At 68.6% G+C, this 15,974-nt stretch carries 18 protein-coding genes; 8 read left to right on the top strand and 10 right to left on the bottom strand.

Annotation, left to right across the window (positions count from 1 at the left end):
* Positions 1 to 101 precede the first annotated feature (101 nt).
* Entirely contained in the window at positions 102 to 542 is a 441-nt protein-coding gene (locus ACFOWZ_RS26490; protein ID WP_030468703.1) for a ClpX C4-type zinc finger protein, read from the top strand.
* Here the strand turns inward: ACFOWZ_RS26490 and ACFOWZ_RS26495 are convergent.
* From ACFOWZ_RS26495 to ACFOWZ_RS26505, 3 genes are read right to left on the bottom strand one after another with little or no spacing between them, the layout of a single operon-like run.
* On the bottom strand, positions 517 to 957 hold the full coding sequence (locus ACFOWZ_RS26495; protein WP_382376594.1) for a response regulator: 441 nt from the start codon (positions 955 to 957) through the stop codon (positions 517 to 519). The genes ACFOWZ_RS26490 and ACFOWZ_RS26495 overlap by 26 nt on opposite strands.
* On the bottom strand, positions 950 to 2,485 hold the full coding sequence (locus tag ACFOWZ_RS26500; protein WP_382376595.1) for a sensor histidine kinase: 1,536 nt from the start codon (positions 2,483 to 2,485) through the stop codon (positions 950 to 952). Before ACFOWZ_RS26500 ends, ACFOWZ_RS26495 begins: the two co-directional genes overlap by 8 nt.
* Positions 2,482 to 3,627: a PP2C family protein-serine/threonine phosphatase gene (locus tag ACFOWZ_RS26505; protein ID WP_382376596.1), complete on the bottom strand. Its 1,146-nt coding sequence runs from the start codon at positions 3,625 to 3,627 to the stop codon at positions 2,482 to 2,484. The genes ACFOWZ_RS26500 and ACFOWZ_RS26505 overlap by 4 nt, the downstream gene beginning before the upstream one ends.
* A gap of 53 nt (positions 3,628 to 3,680) precedes the next feature.
* Here ACFOWZ_RS26505 and ACFOWZ_RS26510 point away from each other — a divergent pair, with 53 nt between their 5' ends.
* Positions 3,681 to 4,178: a GNAT family N-acetyltransferase gene (locus ACFOWZ_RS26510; RefSeq protein WP_382376597.1), complete on the top strand. Its 498-nt coding sequence runs from the start codon at positions 3,681 to 3,683 to the stop codon at positions 4,176 to 4,178.
* Here ACFOWZ_RS26510 and ACFOWZ_RS26515 read toward each other — a convergent pair.
* The 4 genes from ACFOWZ_RS26515 to ACFOWZ_RS26530 form a co-directional block, all read right to left on the bottom strand.
* A complete protein-coding gene (locus tag ACFOWZ_RS26515; RefSeq protein WP_382376598.1) occupies positions 4,113 to 4,583 on the bottom strand; it encodes a YkvA family protein in 471 nt (156 codons plus the stop codon). The two genes, ACFOWZ_RS26510 and ACFOWZ_RS26515, sit on opposite strands and share 66 nt — an antisense overlap.
* A 2-nt stretch (positions 4,584 to 4,585) precedes the next feature.
* A complete protein-coding gene (locus ACFOWZ_RS26520; RefSeq protein ID WP_382376599.1) occupies positions 4,586 to 4,993 on the bottom strand; it encodes a hypothetical protein in 408 nt (135 codons plus the stop codon).
* A gap of 82 nt (positions 4,994 to 5,075) precedes the next feature.
* Positions 5,076 to 5,819 (bottom strand): anti-sigma factor family protein, encoded by a 744-nt coding sequence (locus ACFOWZ_RS26525; RefSeq protein WP_030468710.1) that lies wholly within the window; start codon positions 5,817 to 5,819, stop codon positions 5,076 to 5,078.
* Positions 5,816 to 6,385 carry a sigma-70 family RNA polymerase sigma factor gene (locus ACFOWZ_RS26530; RefSeq protein ID WP_030468711.1) on the bottom strand — a complete coding sequence of 190 codons (570 nt, stop codon included), beginning with the start codon at positions 6,383 to 6,385 and terminating at the stop codon, positions 5,816 to 5,818. Before ACFOWZ_RS26530 ends, ACFOWZ_RS26525 begins: the two co-directional genes overlap by 4 nt.
* A gap of 114 nt (positions 6,386 to 6,499) precedes the next feature.
* Here ACFOWZ_RS26530 and ACFOWZ_RS26535 point away from each other — a divergent pair, with 114 nt between their 5' ends.
* The 4 genes from ACFOWZ_RS26535 to ACFOWZ_RS26550 all read left to right on the top strand — a co-directional run bounded on the left by ACFOWZ_RS26535 (position 6,500) and on the right by ACFOWZ_RS26550 (position 10,239).
* Positions 6,500 to 7,096, top strand: a complete 597-nt coding sequence (locus ACFOWZ_RS26535; protein WP_382376600.1) for a hypothetical protein — start codon at positions 6,500 to 6,502, stop codon at positions 7,094 to 7,096.
* Positions 7,097 to 7,157: 61 nt separating this feature from the next.
* Positions 7,158 to 7,868 (top strand): DUF4142 domain-containing protein, encoded by a 711-nt coding sequence (locus ACFOWZ_RS26540; RefSeq protein ID WP_382376601.1) that lies wholly within the window; start codon positions 7,158 to 7,160, stop codon positions 7,866 to 7,868.
* Positions 7,869 to 8,032: 164 nt separating this feature from the next.
* Positions 8,033 to 8,860 (top strand): ferredoxin, encoded by an 828-nt coding sequence (locus tag ACFOWZ_RS26545; protein ID WP_382376602.1) that lies wholly within the window; start codon positions 8,033 to 8,035, stop codon positions 8,858 to 8,860.
* Positions 8,857 to 10,239 carry an NAD(P)/FAD-dependent oxidoreductase gene (locus ACFOWZ_RS26550; RefSeq protein WP_382376603.1) on the top strand — a complete coding sequence of 461 codons (1,383 nt, stop codon included), beginning with the start codon at positions 8,857 to 8,859 and terminating at the stop codon, positions 10,237 to 10,239. Before ACFOWZ_RS26545 ends, ACFOWZ_RS26550 begins: the two co-directional genes overlap by 4 nt.
* A gap of 262 nt (positions 10,240 to 10,501) precedes the next feature.
* Here the strand turns inward: ACFOWZ_RS26550 and ACFOWZ_RS26555 are convergent, their stop codons facing one another.
* Positions 10,502 to 11,446 carry a beta-ketoacyl-ACP synthase III gene (locus ACFOWZ_RS26555; protein WP_382376604.1) on the bottom strand — a complete coding sequence of 315 codons (945 nt, stop codon included), beginning with the start codon at positions 11,444 to 11,446 and terminating at the stop codon, positions 10,502 to 10,504.
* A gap of 78 nt (positions 11,447 to 11,524) precedes the next feature.
* Between ACFOWZ_RS26555 and ACFOWZ_RS26560 the strand changes: the two genes are divergently transcribed.
* Complete coding sequence (locus tag ACFOWZ_RS26560) at positions 11,525 to 12,145, top strand: TetR/AcrR family transcriptional regulator (protein WP_382376605.1); 621 nt, start codon at positions 11,525 to 11,527, stop codon at positions 12,143 to 12,145.
* Between the two features lie 29 nt (positions 12,146 to 12,174).
* Complete coding sequence (locus ACFOWZ_RS26565; protein ID WP_382376606.1) at positions 12,175 to 12,726, top strand: hypothetical protein; 552 nt, start codon at positions 12,175 to 12,177, stop codon at positions 12,724 to 12,726.
* Here the strand turns inward: ACFOWZ_RS26565 and ACFOWZ_RS26570 are convergent.
* A complete protein-coding gene (locus tag ACFOWZ_RS26570; protein ID WP_382376607.1) occupies positions 12,660 to 15,635 on the bottom strand; it encodes a hypothetical protein in 2,976 nt (991 codons plus the stop codon). The genes ACFOWZ_RS26565 and ACFOWZ_RS26570 overlap by 67 nt on opposite strands.
* A complete protein-coding gene (locus tag ACFOWZ_RS26575) occupies positions 15,632 to 15,916 on the bottom strand; it encodes an RNA polymerase sigma factor (RefSeq protein ID WP_030468720.1) in 285 nt (94 codons plus the stop codon). The genes ACFOWZ_RS26570 and ACFOWZ_RS26575 overlap by 4 nt, the downstream gene beginning before the upstream one ends.
* Between the last annotated feature and the right edge of the window lie 58 nt (positions 15,917 to 15,974).

Here is a 15,974-nt window from a genome sequence, read left to right on the forward strand (position 1 = left end):
AGGAGTGGGTCGTGCAGGCCGACGACGACCCGTTGATCGTCCGCGGCGTCGACTGACCGGCTGTCTAGACACACTAGACGCGTCTAGCTAGCCTAGACGCCATGACCCTTGACGAGGAACTGCTGACGGTGGCGCGCAAGGCGGGTACCGCCGCCGCTGCCGCTCAGGACCAGGCCGACATCGCGAAAGCCGTGTACCACCACTCCGTGCTGCGCCTGCACCGCGCCGGAGGGTCGATGCGCGAGATCGCCGAAGCGTTGAAGATGAGTCACCAGCGGGTGCACCAGATCGTCGAGCAGTCCAAGCGGACCGAGCGGTGCTGGTTCTGCGGGCGCGCCGGGGACGAGGTCGGCAAGCTGATGGCCGGACCGGCCGCGCTGATCTGCGACCTCTGCGTCGCCGAGGCTCAGGTCGCCGAGGTGGGCGACTGCTCGTTCTGCAGTGAGACCAAGCCGGTGCACGCGGGTGCGGAAGCGCAGATCTGCCGGTCCTGCCTGGACTTCAGCGCCGCGGTCATCAGCGCGGCAGCTTCACCACGGTGACGAAGAAGTCGTCGATCTGCCGGACGACCTCGATGAACCTGTCGAAGTCGACCGGCTTCGTCACGTACGCGTTGGCGTGCAGGCTGTAGCTGCGCAGGATGTCCTCCTCGGCCTCCGAGGTGGTCAGCACGACGACCGGGATCGACCGCAGCTCCGGGTCGTTCTTGACCTCGCTGAGCACCTCGCGGCCGTCCTTGCGGGGGAGGTTCAGGTCGAGCAGGATCAGGCCCGGCCGCGGCGCGTTCTCGTACCTGCCCTGGCGCCGCAGGAACTCGATCGCCTCCACGCCGTCCTTCACCACGTGCAGGGTGTTGCGGATCTTGTGGTGCTCGAACGCCTCCTGGGTCATCAGGGCGTCGCCGGGATCGTCCTCGACGAGCAGGACGTCGATCACGTTCAGCGGTGACTCAGTCATGTACTTCCTCAACCTGGGCGGCAAGTGCGGGTTCTGCGAGCTCGGGTACGACGGGCAGGGTGAACTCGAAGCTCGTGCCGGAGTCCACATCGGTCTTCAACCAGATGGTGCCGCCGTGGTACTCGACGATCTTCCGGCACATCGCCAGTCCGATGCCCGTGCCCGGATAGGCGTCCTTCGGGTGCAGGCGCTGGAAGATGACGAAGATCCGGTCAGCGTACTCCGGCTCGATGCCGATGCCGTTGTCCCGCACGGTGAACTTCCACATGTTGCCGTCGCGTTCGACCTCGACCGCGATGACCGGGGCTTCGGTGCCCTTGAACTTCAACGCATTGCTTATCAGGTTCTGGAACACCGCGCTGAGCAGAGACGCCTCACCTCGGACGGAAGGCAGCTCCGCGATCTCCAGCCGGGCGCCGGTCTCCTCGACGCGTTCGGAGTAGTTGTCGACGACCTGGCGCACGATCTCGTTGAGGTCGACCAGGGTCTGCTCGCGGGTCAGCCGGCCGACGCGGGAGAACGCCAGCAGGTCGTTGATCAGCACCTGCATGCGTTTCGCGCCGTCCACGGCGAAGTTGATGTACTGCTCGGCGCGGTCGTCGAGCTGGCCGCCGTAGCGCCGTTGCAGCAGCTGGCAGAACGACGCCACCTTGCGCAGCGGCTCCTGCAGATCGTGCGAGGCGACGTAGGCGAACTGCTCCAGCTCCGAGTTGGATCGCTGCAGCTCGGTCTTCGCCTCGTCGAGTGTCGCGAGCTCCTGCACGATCCGGCGGCGCATCGCGTTCACGTCCTCGCCGAGCATGACCGTCTCGCGTGGACCGTGGGCGTCGATCTCGCGCCGGAAGTCTCCCGACGCGACCTGCCTGACCTGCTCCGCGAGGTTCGCGAGCGGCGCGATCAGCAGGCGGTGCAACAGCAGCGACAGCCCGCCGATCATCGCGACCAGCAGCACCCCCATGCCGATGAGCAGCCACAGCACGACCCTTGCCGCGTGGTGGAGGTCGTCGCGCGCGGCCTTGCTGAGCCCGGCGATGTCGGCCTGCAACGCGCCGATCTCGGTGCGGAGCTGGTCGAACAGCACCTTGCCGCGCTCGATGTTGCCCGCGGGACCGACGGTGGGACCGGACAGCTGGATGGCGGTGATCGCGAGCTCCGCGTACTCCGACCGCCACTGCCGTGCGAGGTCCTCGATGAGGCTCACCCGGTGGTTGACGTCGCCGACGCGTTCGCGCACGGCCTGGACGGCTTCCGCCTCGGTCTTCTGACCGTCCGTGTACGGCTGGAGGAACTCGTCCTTGCCGGTCAGGATGAAACCGCGCAGACCGGTCTCCTGGTCGAGCAGCGCCCGGTTCAGGTCCTTCGCGCTGCGTCCGGCCGGCTCGACCTCGTCCACCGACCGCACGCGAGCGCTGCCGAGCGCGTCCAGCGCGACAACGGTCGACGCGATCGCCACCGCGGTCATGGCGAGCAGGATCACGACGATGGCGGCCAGCAGGCGGCTTGCCGGCAACCTCTGCGGGAGAGTCACTTTCCGTCCTTCAGCAGCAGGATGGCCACGTCGTCGTCGAGCGCGCCTCCGTTGAGCTCCGTCACCTCCGCGATGACGGAGTCCATCCAGTTGGGGCCGTCCTGCAGATGTCTGTGCAGGATCTCGGACAGGCGCTCGACACCGAGCCGTTCGACGTCCTCGGGTACCCGGCCTTCGATCAGTCCGTCCGTGTAGCACATCACAGACCAGCCCTGCGGCAGCTGGACGTCGACACCCGTCCACGCGTAGTCGGGCAGCACGCCGAGCGGAACGCCGATCTTCGACTGGGGCAGGTCCGCGATCCGTCTGCCCACCAGCAGCAACGGCTCGGGGTGCCCGGCGAGGAAGTAGCGGGCCGACCGGCGGTCCGGCGCGACGGTCACCATGCACGCCGTGGTGAAGATGCCGTCACCGTGCCGTTCCGCGACCAGCACCTGGTCGAGCGTCCGCAGCACCTTCTCCGGAGGTTCGCCCGCGAGGACGAGCGCGCGCCAGGCGATCCGCAGGCAGACGCCCAGCGCCGCCTCGTCCGGGCCGTGGCCGCAGACGTCGCCGATGATCGCGTGGACCGTGCCGTCCGGCATGCCGACCGCGTCGTAGAAGTCGCCGCCGAGCAGCATGCGCTGGCCGCCGGGCTGGTAGCGGACCTCGAGGTTCACGTCCGAGTTCTGCAGCAGCGGGGGAGGGAGCAGGCCGCGTTCGAGGCGGGACCGTTCCGCGGCGCGCAGCTCGGCCTCGCGGAGCTGGCGCTGGGCGTCCTCGGCACGGCGGCGCTCGACGGCGTACCGGACGCCGCGCAGCAGCAGTTCGCCGTCGACCTGGCCCTTGATCAGGTAGTCCTCCGCGCCCGTGGCGACCGCCTCGATGCCCTCGCGTTCGTCGTCGAGACCGGTCAGCACCAGGATCGCGGGAGCGTCGTGCTTGTCGAGCAGGCGGTGCAGGCCGTCGAGACCCTGCGAGTCGGGCAGGCCGAGGTCGAGCAGCACGCACTCGGCACCTGCGAGTTTCTCCTCCGCCTCCGCGAGCGTGCGGGCGCGCGACAGGATGAACGGCGCCCTGGCCTCCTCGAGCAGCGCCTCGACGAGCAGAGCGTCGCCATCGTCGTCCTCGACCAGGAGGACGCGCACGGTCTTGGTTCGCATCAGGTCGGACTTTAACGTTATTGGGCTGCGGGGTCCGCATCCGACCTACCAGGATGTCGGGCGTGTTGATCCGTGTCGCCCAACCAGCCGAACTGCCGTACCTCCAGGAGATCGAAAACGCCTCGGGGGAGGTTTTCCGCGACGTCGGCATGCCCGAGATCGCCGACGACGACCCGATGTCGCTGGAGGACCTCGCCGAGCACGAGGTCTGGGTCGCCGTCGGTGAGGAAGGCCTGCCCGTGGCGTTCATCGCGATCGGTGACGTCGACGGCGCCACCCACATCCACCAGATCAGCGTGCATCCCTCGCACGCACGTCAGGGGATCGGCGCCGCGCTGATCGAACACGTGAAACGCGGCGAGCGCGCTGTGACGCTGACGACGTTCCGGGACGTGCCGTGGAACGAGCCGTACTACGAGCGCCTCGGGTTCCGCGCCGTGACCGAGGTCTCTCCCGGTCTGGCCGAAATCATGCGCGAGGAGGCCTCAAGGGGACTCGATCCCGCGACCCGTGTCGCGATGAGTCTTCTCCCAGCGCAGGTACGAGCCTGAGGCGAGGGAAAGGCTGCTGAGCAGCCACACCACGACCCCGGCGTCGTCGGCCACCCCGATCACCGGCAGGAACTCCGGCAGGACGTCGATCGGCGACACGAGGTACACCAGCGCGACCGCCCACATCGCCACCTGGCTGCGCGGCAGCTCTGGGTAGTTGCCGCTGCGCCAGGCCTTCCACAGCCGCGGCAACGCCTTCACGCGCTGGATCGGGTTCCCGACGGGGCCGGGGCCGTTCTGCGCGCGTTTGCGGCGGCTGCGCAGCACACCCAGTCCCGCGAACACCAGGCCGAGCGCGAGCAGCACCCAGCCGGCGACGGCCGGGTTCAGGCCGCCCAGCGGGGCGGTGCGGAACAACAGGATCAGCAGACCTGACAGCGAGATGAGCGATCCGAAGACGACCATGGCTAACTGGGCTCCTGGAACAGCATCGTGGGCGCCGGCTTGTGCGGCTGCTTCTGTTGCGGTTCTGGCTGCTTGAGCTCGATCACGGGTTCTGGTTCCTGCTCCGGAACCTCTTTCACCACGGGCTTGCGCACCGTCTTCACCGGCGCGGGTGCGGGCTGGTCCAGGGCGGCGCGCGCCTTGGAGATCCACACCTTCTGCATGGCCTCGTCCTTGCTGCCGGCCGCTGTCGCCGCGAGTCCGGAGAGGACACCCCGGATGCGCGGGACCAGTGCTGGATGACGCCGAATCGCCTGCCACACAGCGTGATCACCCGGAAGCCGGGAGTTCACGAGCTGCTTGACCTGAGCGCGCAGCTCCTCTGTGGACAGATCGAGCCAACGCTCGACCGCTGACGGGCCAATCGCCACGTGTACTGCCTCCCAAAAACGACAACCGCCCCCACAGGATCTCACGGATCCGGTGGGGGCAGTGGGCTGGTGTGGGAAAGCGTCAGGACGCGACTACTTCGAGCAGGGTTTTTCCGTTCTCGTCGACGATCCGGAACGTCGCGATCTCGTGCCAGCGCATGGCCACGTTCGCCTGGAGCCGGATCGTCTTCTTGTCGCCGGCCACCGGTTCCGGCGCGTACCAGGACGTGACCTGCGCGACGCGGCCCGCGCGGCCGACAGCGACGAGCGAGCCCCTTCCGGGGCCGTTCATGCCGCTGACCTCGATGTCCATCGAGGTGCCCCACGCCTCGTCCGAGGCGGTGATCTTGGTGAAGACGCCGCTGTTCGGATCCTGCTGCTGCACCTTCATCGACGAGTCGGTGGAGTTGTTCGCCACCCTCGTCTGCGAAGTCGTGGTGCCGGGGTTCTGGGGTGCAGCGCGGTTCGAGCCGTCATCGCTGCCGCGCACGACCAGCGACGTGACGACAGCTGTCACCGCCACGATGCCGGCGGCGGCGGCCGCGACACCCTGGGCGACGAACCACCGTCTGCGCTTCCTGCGCGCCGCGACGGCGTCCAGCATGACTCGCACCGACTTGCCGTCCGGGCGTTCCGGCGCAGTTCCGCGCAGCATTCCGCCCGCGTCGGCTTCGTCGATGAGGTCGGGCACCACCGCGAAGTCGCGCAGGTCAAGGGCACACCTGCGACATTCCGTCAGGTGGTTCTCGAACGCCTCCACCTCATCGGCATCGAGGATGCCGAGCACGTAGGCGGCGACGTCGAGGTGATCTGGTGCCGTTGTCACCGCGTCTCTCCCCGATCGTGCAACGCACGCCGCAACGCACGGAGCGCGTAGTACACCCTCGACTTGACCGTTCCCGGTGGCACACCCAGTGCCGCCGCGGCCTCACCGACGGTGCGGTCCCGCAGGTATGTCTCGAGAATAGCCTCCCGGTGTTCCTCTGAGAGACCGTTCATCGCCTCGGCGACGACGATCGCTGCGAGGGTGCGATCCTCCTCGCCGCCCGAAGGCGACTCGTCCGAAGGGGTCAGTTCGAACTCCTGCGGACGGACGCTTCTCTTTCGTCTGTCGTCAATGACCAACCGCCTTGCCACCGTGAACAACCACGACCGCAGGAGCACGGGGTCACGTTCGAGTTTTTCGGCGTTGCGCCATGCCCTGACCAGGGTTTCCTGCACGATGTCCTCGGCCCACTGACGATCATGGCCCGTCAACCTCATGCAGTGTCCCAGCAGGGCACTGCCGAATTCCTCGTACAGCCGACGGATCAACTCTTCCTCGAGAGATCCCGGTCTTGGTGATTGTTCGTCTAACTCGCGTTGACGTCTATGCCGCGCCACGGGGGACATCCTTGCCTCATGAACCGGCGGAAGTCGAGAGGCAAATATTCCTCACGAAGACCGTGAACCGTTGCCGGATCGTGTCCGTACTCCTCGGTACCCAAGCCGAGAAAGGACCTGCCGATGCGACGTGGTCAAGCCATCACCGCCCTCGCGGCCTTGGCTGTCAGCCTCACGGCGTGCGGCAGCACCAACGAGCCCCCCGGAGGGGTCGCGACCGGCGGTTTGTCGGCGAAGAACGCCGACAACAGCGCCTCGATGGCCCTGTTCATCTCGAACCGGGACGACATGGGGTGGTTCATCACCGATGGTGACGGGCTCCCGCTCTACCGCTTCGACAAGGACACCCCGAAGCCGTCGAAGTCGAACTGCGAGGGCGAGTGCGCCAACACCTGGAAGCCGGTCCCGGCGGACAAGCCGGTGATGGCGACCGGCGTCGACCCGATCTCCATGGGCGTCCTGACCAGGCCGGACGGCACCAAGCAGCTCACCATCGCGGGCTTCCCGCAGTACACCTACGCCGAGGACAAGGCCGCCGGTGACATGAAAGGCCAGGGCAAGGGCGGAACGTGGTGGGTCACCGCCCCCAACGGCGCCAAGATCACCGGCGGGAAAGCGCAGAACAACAGCAAGAGCAGCAGCAAGCCGAGCACGTCCCCCAGCCCGAACACCGGTCAGACGCCTTCGTCTGCACCGACGTCGGGTGCGCCCGGCTACTGAGCCCACTGCTCGATCTTCGAACCCCTACCGACTTCCCCTGAACAACGAGGACATCAAGACGATGACCAGAGCCCTCGCCACCGTCTTGGCGATGTTGTTCCTCTTCTCCGGCCTGACCGCGACGGCTGCTGCGCAGCCGGCGGACACCGGGGGAGTGATGGACACCCCGAGCGGACCGCTGACCGCGAACGACCGCGAACTGCTCAACAGGGTGCGCCTCGCAGGCCTGTGGGAGATGCCCATGGGCGAGCTCACGGCCACCAAGGCGTCCAACGCCAGGGTCAAGCAGATCGGCAAGATGATCATGCTCGACCACATGATGCTGGACAACCTGACGAAGAAGACGGCCGCCGGGTTCGGGCTGACCACGCCCGACGTGCCGAACCCTGCGCAGCAGTCGTGGATGGAAGAGATCAACGCGCTCGAAGGCGACGCGTTCGACCAGGCGTTCGTCGCCCGGTTGCGCGCCGCGCACGGCCAGATCTTCCCGTTCATCGCGAAGGTGCGCTCGGGGACCCGCAACGACGTGATCCGCGGGTTCGCGCAGGCCGGCATCGACGTGGTGATGAAGCACATGACGTTGCTGGAGAGCACCGGTCTCGCGGGCGACTCGTCGTTCGCGGAACCCCAGCCCGCCGGCGGCATCATCAACGCCAGCCTGGCCTCCGGTGAGGGGCCGAACATGTGGGTGATCCTCACGGTCACCATGGCGGGAGCGGTCCTCACGATCCTCCTGCTCCGAGTACTCCGCCCGCGACGACCGGTGCGGTGATTCAGCAAGACCCCGTTGTGTGACGGGAAACGGAGGTGGTGTCCCAAGGTCAGAGGCACTCCAACGCGGACCTGTTCCCACCCGCCCGGCCCTGATGTGTCCACTCCTGCACTAGCAGGGCCGGGTGGGTTCCCGCGAGAAGTTCTTTTCCGGAGGAAGAGTTGTTGTCCAGCCAGATTCCGCTCCTGGTGGCTCAGTCAGCCGAGTTCGACTCGGGCGTCAAGAAGATGGCGCAGCTGTCTGCCAGGCTGGCTTACGTCATGATGTGCGCCACCTTGTCCTGGGGCGTGCTCATCGCGACCGGATGGGCCGAGAAGCTCACCGGCCGTGAGGGACTCAAGAACGGGCACATGGTGCTCGCCTCGCTGACGATCGCGTTCGGCAGCATCCACGCCTTCGCCTTCACGTTGATCCAGACCGGCACCTTTCCCTTCTACAAGCTGCTGGTGCCCATGGTCGACGGCGGCCTCTTCCGCCACGCGCTCGGCATCGTCGGCCTCGAGGTCATGGCCGCGATCGCCGTCCTGGCGTCCATGCGGCACAAAGTCTTCTACCGCAAGTGGCTCCGGTTCCACCAAACGGCGTACGTCGTGGTGGGCGCCACCGTGGTCCACTCCTGGTTCGGCGCCATCGCGAACGGCAACCTGTCCGTTCTCTGGCTGGCCGGCCTCACCGTCCTCGTCCCGACCGCGACCCTGGCCCTGGCCCGTTTCCTGCCGCCCGAGGTGCTTACCCGCATCGGCATGCTCGACTCCGAGCGCGGCAAGGAACCCGGTGTCGGCGAGGGCGACGCGATGGACGTGAGCGTCAACAACGAGAAATGCCACCGCTACGGCACCTGCCAGGCGGAGGCCCCGGATGTCTTCCAGCTGATCGAGGACAACCGCCTGACCTACAACCGCCGCCCGCCCGAGGAGCACTTCGCCCAGGCCCGAGCGGCACAGCGCGCGTGCCCGATGCGCGCGATCGAGATCAGGGAGCGAGTGAAGTGAGCGAACGGATCGTGGTCGTCGGCGGTGGGCTCGGAGGAGTCCGTTCCGCGGAACGGCTTCGGGAGATGGGTTTCGACGGGCAGATCACGATCCTGTCCGCCGAGCGGCACCTCCCGTACCACCGCCCGTGCCTGTCGAAGCAGATCATCACCGGTGAATGGCACCCGGACGACTCGTTGCTGAGCTTCTCCGGCGACCTGGACGCCGAGTGGCGCCTGAACTCGCCCGCGTTGCACCTGGACCCGAAGAAGCAGTCCGTGTGGGTGCCCGGCGGCGAGGAGATCAAGTACGACGGCATGATCATCGCTACCGGCGTGGACGCCAGGGCGATGGGCGGTGCTCCGCGCCACGACCCGCGGGTGCACGTGCTGCGGACGCTGGACGACGCGGTCGCGATCCGCAAGAACATCCGTCAGTCGCAGGGCCTCGTCGCCGTCATCGGCGGTGGGTTCATCGGCTGCGAGCTCGCCTGTTCGGTTCGTCACATGGGCCGCGACGTGGCCCTCATCGTGCGCTCGCCCGCACTGCTGGGCGGTGTCGTCGGCGACGAGATCGGCAAGAAGATCACCGAAGCGCACATCCACCACGGCGTGAGACTCGCCACCGGCGTCGGCATCAAGCACTGGGTGCGCCAGCCCGGCGGCATCGGCATCCACCTCTCGGACGGCCAGGTCTTCTTCGCCTCGTGCGTGGTCCTCGCCGTGGGCGCCGCGCCGGCCGTCGACTGGCTGCGCGGCTCCGGCCTGGACATCTCCGACGGTGTGCTGTGCGACGCCACGAACCACGTGGTCGGTGCCGAGAACATCGTCGCCTGCGGTGACGTGGCCCGCTGGCCCAACATGCGCTTCAACGGCGCCGTGCGCCGCGTCGAGCACTGGCTCAACGCCGTCGAGGGCGGCCGCATCGCCGCCGAGAACCTCCTGGTCGGGCGCAACCACGCCAAGACCTACACCCCGGTCCCGCGTTTCTGGACCGAGCAGTACGGCATGCGGGTCCAGGGCGCCGGCCTCCCGGTCCTGGGCACCGACACCACCGACGTGAACGGCCTGACGGGCTTCATCGCCAACGGAAAGCTCGTCGGCATCGTCGGCCTCGAGTCCCCAGGCAAGATCATCACCGAGACCCCGGAGCTCTTCCGCCAGAACCAGGTGGACACGAACGTCTCGGTGTGGACGCAGCCGGCCGAGGAGACCAAGGTCGCTGCCGTTCCAGAAGTTCTTCCCACCACCCAGATCCAGGTTCCAGAACCAGTCGCCGCCCACGCATCATCTGTTCCCCCGTCCGTCTCGTCGTCGATGTCCCCGCCATTGCAGCGGCGGCGGCATTCACGTTCGAGGCCGGAGATGGTGCGAGTGGGCGGAGGACGCGCGAGGCCCTAACCAGGCCGGAGGAGGTACCACTGCCGGCACAGGGCAAGCGGGAACGGCGAACTCCGACGTCGTCCGCGTGGTCAGGTGGCGGACCGATGACGCCACGCGGACGATGCGCTCGTTCCCGCGCCGGCAGGTCGACCTTCTCTTCTCGTGCGTCACCAACGGTGTGGCGGCTCGGCGGGCTCCCGAGCCGCCACACCGGCCTTTCACGGCCGAGGCCGAGCAGTCCTGGCTTGAACCGAACCGCACCACCCACGCAACGCGCGCGTCAGGGACAGGTCACGACCTGTCCAGCCCAAGACAGCCCACCCCCGAACGCGAACAACAGCACCGGCGCACCCGACGGCAGCTCCCCACGCTCCACCATCTTCGACAACGCCAGCGGTACCGAAGCCGCCGAAGTGTTCCCGGACTCGACCACGTCCCGCCCGATCACCACCCCGTCAGGCAGCCCGAGCCGACGCGTCAGCGCCTCGATGATCCGCAGGTTCGCCTGGTGCGTGACAACCCCGGCGAGGTCCCCGAGAGCGATCCCCGCCCGCTCACAGGCCTGAGCAGCCACAGCCGGCAGCTCGCTGGTCGCCCACCGGAACACCGCCTGCCCCTCCTGCACGAACTGCGGGTGCCACTCGTCGACCAACCGCACGGCGTTGCCCCGGCTCGGGTCCGAACCCCACACGACAGGACCGATCTGGGCGGAGTCGGCGGCGCTGATGATCGCGGCACCCGCGCCGTCGCCGAGCAGGATGCAGGACGAACGGTCGGTCCAGTCGACCAGGTCCGACATCTTCTCCGCGCCGATGACCAGTGCGTTCTGGGCGGCACCCGCGCGCACGGTGTGGTCGGCGGTGGCGAGGGCCGTGCAGAAGCCGGCGCAGGCGTTGTTGAGGTCGAAGCAGACCGCGGACGGGATGTTCAGGCGTGCGGCCACCTGTGCCGCGATCGACGGGCAGCGGTCGACGGCCGAGCAGGTGGCGACGATGACCTGGCCGATCTCGGACGGCGCGAGGCCGGAGGAGGCGAGGGCCTTCGACGCCGCGACGGCCGCCATGTCCGCTACGGATTCCTCCGCCGAGGCGATGTGGCGGGTCGCGATGCCCGTGCGCTGGCGGATCCACTCGTCGTTGGTGTCGACCATCTTCTCCAGGTCGGCGTTGGTCAGCACGCGTTCGGGCTGGTGGTGGCCGAGCGCGACGACACGGGATCCGGACAAGGTGAGCTCCTTCGGCGAGGCGACTCGGCGAATATAGCAACCGATCGGTCGGTAGCTAAAGTGTCGTAGGCTGCGTCCGTGAGCCCGCGCAGATCTGTTGCCGACACGCTGGAGACACGGCAGCGCATCCTCGACCGAAGCCTCGCGATCGCCTCGGCCGAAGGTCTGGAGGGGCTGACGATCGGGCGGCTCGCGGCGGAGCTCGGGATGAGCAAGGCCGGGCTGCTCGGGCACTTCGGCACCAAGGAGACCCTGCAGCTCGCGGTGGTCGACCAGGCCGCGGCGGTCTTCCAGCGCGAGGTGCCGGGACGGGTGAAGCAGGCGCCGTCGGGACTTCCGCACCTGCGGGCAGTCTGCGAGGCGTGGGTGTCGTACCTCGAACGCGAGGTGCTGCCCGGCGGGTGCTTCTTCACCGCGGCGACGACCGAGTTCGACGGGCGCAGCGGCCGCGTGCGGGACGCGCTGGCGGGCATGAACGCGTTGTGGCGCAGGGATCTGCGGATCCACATCCGGCGCGCGGTCAGCTTCGGCGAGCTGCCGCAGGACACCGACGTCGACCAGCTGATCTACGAGATCGTCGGGATCATGCTGGCGCTGAACCACTTCCTGCAGCTCGAACACGACAGCGCGGCGCCACGCCGGGCGCGCCGGGCGTTGGAGAGGCTCCTCGGCGACGGCAGGGGAGGAATCGGCGCCTGAGGCCACTTCCTGGATGGAGGTGGTCGGACATGCGTTTTCCCGGAGCGGCCGAGCCCGAGTACAGGACGATGGTCGTGGTCGACGTCTGCGGGGCCGGGCGCGACGACCTGGCTCGCACACGGGCCGAGAACGCGATGGAAAGGGTCGTCCGCAAGGCGTTCCGGGCCGCGGACATCGGGTGGTGGCGGGTCGTCGTGCCCGACCGCGGGCACGGGATGGTGGTGCTCGTGCCCGCCACCGTGTCCAAAGCAGACCTGCGGGACTCGCTGATCCCGGCTCTGTTCCGGGAGTTGCGGGTGCACAACGCGCGCAACCCGCCGATCCGGTTGCGGATGGCGGTGTGCGCGGGTGAGGTGCGCCGACATCGCCTGCGGTGGCTCGCGGACGACCTGAGCGCCGCGGTCCGGGTCCTGGAGGCGGACGTGGCGTGCCAGGACCTGGCCGTGATCGTCTCGGACGTCGTGTACCGGGCGGTGGTCCGGCACGGCGTGCGGGCCGTCGACTACCAGCCGGTTCACCGCAGCACGACCAGCGAGGACGTTCCGCGTCCCGCCAGGACGGCGTCCAGACCGGGGTCGTAGCCGACGTGGCCCGCCGTGTCCACCGTGAACGGCAGCCTGCGGCCGTCAGGCAGCATCACGGCGTGGGCGCCCGGCAGCAGGCCGAGATCGTGCGGCTGCCTCGCGTTGCGGCCGGCGAGCCCGAGAACGGTGAACGACGACAGCCCGGTCGCGGTGGCGTCGACGGTGACGGTCAGGCCGCGGACGACGAGGGTCGACGTGTTCGCCCCGGCGAGCAGGTCCTGCACGTCGTAGGTGACCGTTCCCGCTGGGGTCACGGTGAAGCCGACCTTGATGCCCGCGGACGTGTGCACGTCGTGCGGGCCTGGCAGCAGGCGGAACGTGCGGATCTTCGCGGGCGCGGGCCACCCCGCCCCGCTGACCGTCGCGTTGGTGTAGTCGATGTCGCTGACGTCCAGCGTGATCGGCAGTCCCTGCACCTTCAGGGTCGCCGTGCCGTTGCCGCGCAGCAGTTCCGACGTGAACTGCACGGTGCCCGCGTCGGTGACCTCGAAGTCGACCTTGTTGCCGGCGCCGGTGAGCACGGCGTGCTTGCCGGGGAGCAGGCGGAACGTGCGGATCTTCGCGGGTGCGGGCCAGCCGGCTCCGGTGACCGAGACGCTGGCGTAGTCGAGCTCGGTGCTGTCCACGGTGATCGGGAGACCGTGCACGGCCAGCGTGCTCGCACTGCTGGTGAGCACCGGTGACGTGTGGGTGAGCGTGCCCGCCGCGGTGAGCGTGAACGGCACCTTGGTGTTGGCGGGTGTGAGCACGTCGTGGTTGCCCGGCAGCAGGCGGAACGTGCGGATCTTCGCCGGTGCGGGCCAGCCCGCGCCGCCGATCGTGACGGTGGAGTAGTCGAGGTCCGTGCTGTCGAGCGTCACGGGGATGCCGTGCACGGCCAGTGTCGAGGTGCCGCTGAGCAACGGTGAGGAGTAGGTGGCGATGCCGGCCTCGGTGACCGTGAACGGCACCTCGGTGGCACCGCTGGTCACGACCTCGTGGTTGCCGGGCACGAGGTGGAACGTGCGGACCTTGGCCGGGGTGGGCCAGCCGACTCCGGTGACCGACACGTTGTAGTAGTCGAGCCCGGTGCTGTCCACCGTGATCGGGAGGCCCCGCACGGTCAGCGCCGACGTGCCGCTGCCGCCCATCAGCGCCGAGGTGTACGTGACGGTGCCCGCCGGGGTCACCTGGAACGCGATCTGGCTGCCGCCCATCGGCACGAAGAAGTGACCGCCGGGCAACAGGTTCATCGTCCGCACGGGTGCGGGAGCCGGCCAGCCGAGGCCCGACACCGTCGCGTTGGCGTAGCTGAGGCCGGACGAGTCGACGGTGACCCGTGCGCCGCGCACGACCAGCGCGGAGGTGCCGCGTCCACTGAGGACGGTGTCGTAGCTGTGGTCGTACTCCACGGTTCCGGTCTGGGTGACCTCGAACGGGACCGAGCCTCCTCCTGGCGCGCTCAGGGTGTACCGGCCGGGACGCGTGGCGATCCGGTGGGACTGCTTGGGATCACGTGTGTTGCGTTCGCCCGACAACGAGAAACTGGTGTAGCTCAACGACGTCGCGTCGATCGTGATCTCGGCGTTCTGAGGCGGCGGCGTGCTGGTTGTTGTTGTTGTTGTTGACGTTGATGTGGTCGACGCCGTCGTGGTCCGCGGCTGCTGGTTCGCCGTCGTTGTTGTCGCTGCCACAGCAGCGGTCGTGGTCGTCGTCGTGGGAACGAGCGCGACGGGCACCTGCTTCGGAGTGCCGGTCGAAGCGGACGGCGACACCGGAGGAGTCGTTGTGACGCTGGAAGAAGCGGTCACCGGCGTCGACCTGACCGTCGAGGAGAGGTGCGGGTCGTCCGGTGGTGGTTCGGCGATGATGTCGTCGGGTCCCGCCAGCAGGATCGCGATGATCGCCGCGCTCACCACCGCCCCGCCACCGACCACCGCGACGGCGGTTCTGCGGACCAGGTCGGGATTCTGGTTCACGAACTGCACCACGGACTGCATCTGCGGTGTGGACAGCTTCTCCATCACCAGCGAACGCGCCCGGTCGATCAGCCCGCCACCCGCGACGGCGGTCGGTGCGGACGCCGCCGTGTCGGCGCCGCGGCCGAACAGCGCCAGCAGCATGCGGCGGCGTTCCTCCTCGTCCTCCTGCACGAGGCCGAGCAGGCCGGGGCCGAGCGCCCACCGGCTGTAGGTGCCGGCCTGGGACGCGAGCGGGCCGCAGACCGGGCAGGACGCGGAGTGCTTGAACACCGCGCTGGACGCGGACGGGTTCAGCACGACCTTGCGTCCCGGCGGAGTCAGCGCGGCCAGCGCGGGGCAGCTGTCCCGGCCCGTGCGCGCCAGCACGAGCGCGACGATGGCGTTGCGCATCGCGATGCGGGCGCGGGCGAGCTGGCGGTCGACCCTGCTCGCCGGCAGCTCCAGCCGTTTCGCCAGTTCCGCACCGACGGCGAGCTTGCCCCGCTCGACGGTCTGCGCGATGTGCGCGCGCATGATCGGTTGCAGGCCGGGGCTGATGCCCTCCGCCGCCGCGCCGAGCAGCGCCCACAGCTCCCGCTTGCCCATCAGGCGTTCCATCTCGCTGGGCAGTTCCGGCAGGTCCGGTGCGGCCAGTTCGAGCGGCGCCTCACCGGGGTCGGCGGTGATCTCGGCCGGCAGTTCGTCAGTGCGGCGTTTGGCGGCCTTGTAGCGCTCGAAGGTGATGTTGCGGGCGATGCCGTGCAGCCAGGCCTCGAGCACCTCCGGTTCCTGCCCGGCACGGATGCCCTCCAGTGCCCTGGCCACGACCTCGCTCACGCAGTCGTCCACGTCGCTGAGGTTCGGCAGCTTGGCCGCGAAGAAGGGACGCAACTTGGCCTGGCAGTGCTCGAAGAGCTCTCTCCGCGCGTCCTCGTCGTTGTCGCGCAACCGGTCGATGAGACTCATCGGGCACCTCGCCGGGCGTGCGCCAGCCGGCTGCCGGTCGCGAGCAACCACTCGCGCGGCGGCACGCTCGGCAGCTGGGCGAGGTAGGTCGCGAACGTGTCGTGGGTGGCTTCCCACGACGTGTGCCTGGTGCGCAGCACACGCCAGCAACGTTGGAACACCGGCAGGGAATACCGGCCGTACAAGGCGTCCAGCGCCGTCCAGTCACCCGCGCGCAACCGCGCGACGAGCTCGCTGTCGTCGTCCTGACCCCCGCGCAGCACGCGCAGATGTGTCGTCATCTCGTCTCCCGAGGAAGGTGGTGGGAACCCGTTCGGGAGTTGTGTGGCGGCTGCGGGC

It is taken from the genome of Lentzea rhizosphaerae, from assembly GCF_042649515.1.
Lineage (GTDB): Bacteria > Actinomycetota > Actinomycetes > Mycobacteriales > Pseudonocardiaceae > Lentzea > Lentzea aerocolonigenes.

Bases quoted from the DNA above. Each gene is read 5' to 3' on its own strand.
- ACFOWZ_RS26490 (WP_030468703.1), top strand. From the start codon at position 102: ATGACCCTTGACGAGGAACTGCTGACGGTGGCGCGCAAGGCGGGTACC.
- ACFOWZ_RS26495 (WP_382376594.1), bottom strand. From the start codon at position 957: ATGACTGAGTCACCGCTGAACGTGATCGACGTCCTGCTCGTCGAGGAC.
- ACFOWZ_RS26505 (WP_382376596.1), bottom strand. From the start codon at position 3,627: ATGCGAACCAAGACCGTGCGCGTCCTCCTGGTCGAGGACGACGATGGC.
- ACFOWZ_RS26510 (WP_382376597.1), top strand. From the start codon at position 3,681: ATGTCGGGCGTGTTGATCCGTGTCGCCCAACCAGCCGAACTGCCGTAC.
- ACFOWZ_RS26515 (WP_382376598.1), bottom strand. From the start codon at position 4,583: ATGGTCGTCTTCGGATCGCTCATCTCGCTGTCAGGTCTGCTGATCCTG.
- ACFOWZ_RS26530 (WP_030468711.1), bottom strand. From the start codon at position 6,385: ATGTCCCCCGTGGCGCGGCATAGACGTCAACGCGAGTTAGACGAACAA.
- ACFOWZ_RS26535 (WP_382376600.1), top strand. From the start codon at position 6,500: ATGCGACGTGGTCAAGCCATCACCGCCCTCGCGGCCTTGGCTGTCAGC.
- ACFOWZ_RS26540 (WP_382376601.1), top strand. From the start codon at position 7,158: ATGACCAGAGCCCTCGCCACCGTCTTGGCGATGTTGTTCCTCTTCTCC.
- ACFOWZ_RS26565 (WP_382376606.1), top strand. From the start codon at position 12,175: ATGCGTTTTCCCGGAGCGGCCGAGCCCGAGTACAGGACGATGGTCGTG.
- ACFOWZ_RS26570 (WP_382376607.1), bottom strand. From the start codon at position 15,635: ATGAGTCTCATCGACCGGTTGCGCGACAACGACGAGGACGCGCGGAGA.
- ACFOWZ_RS26575 (WP_030468720.1), bottom strand. From the start codon at position 15,916: ATGACGACACATCTGCGCGTGCTGCGCGGGGGTCAGGACGACGACAGC.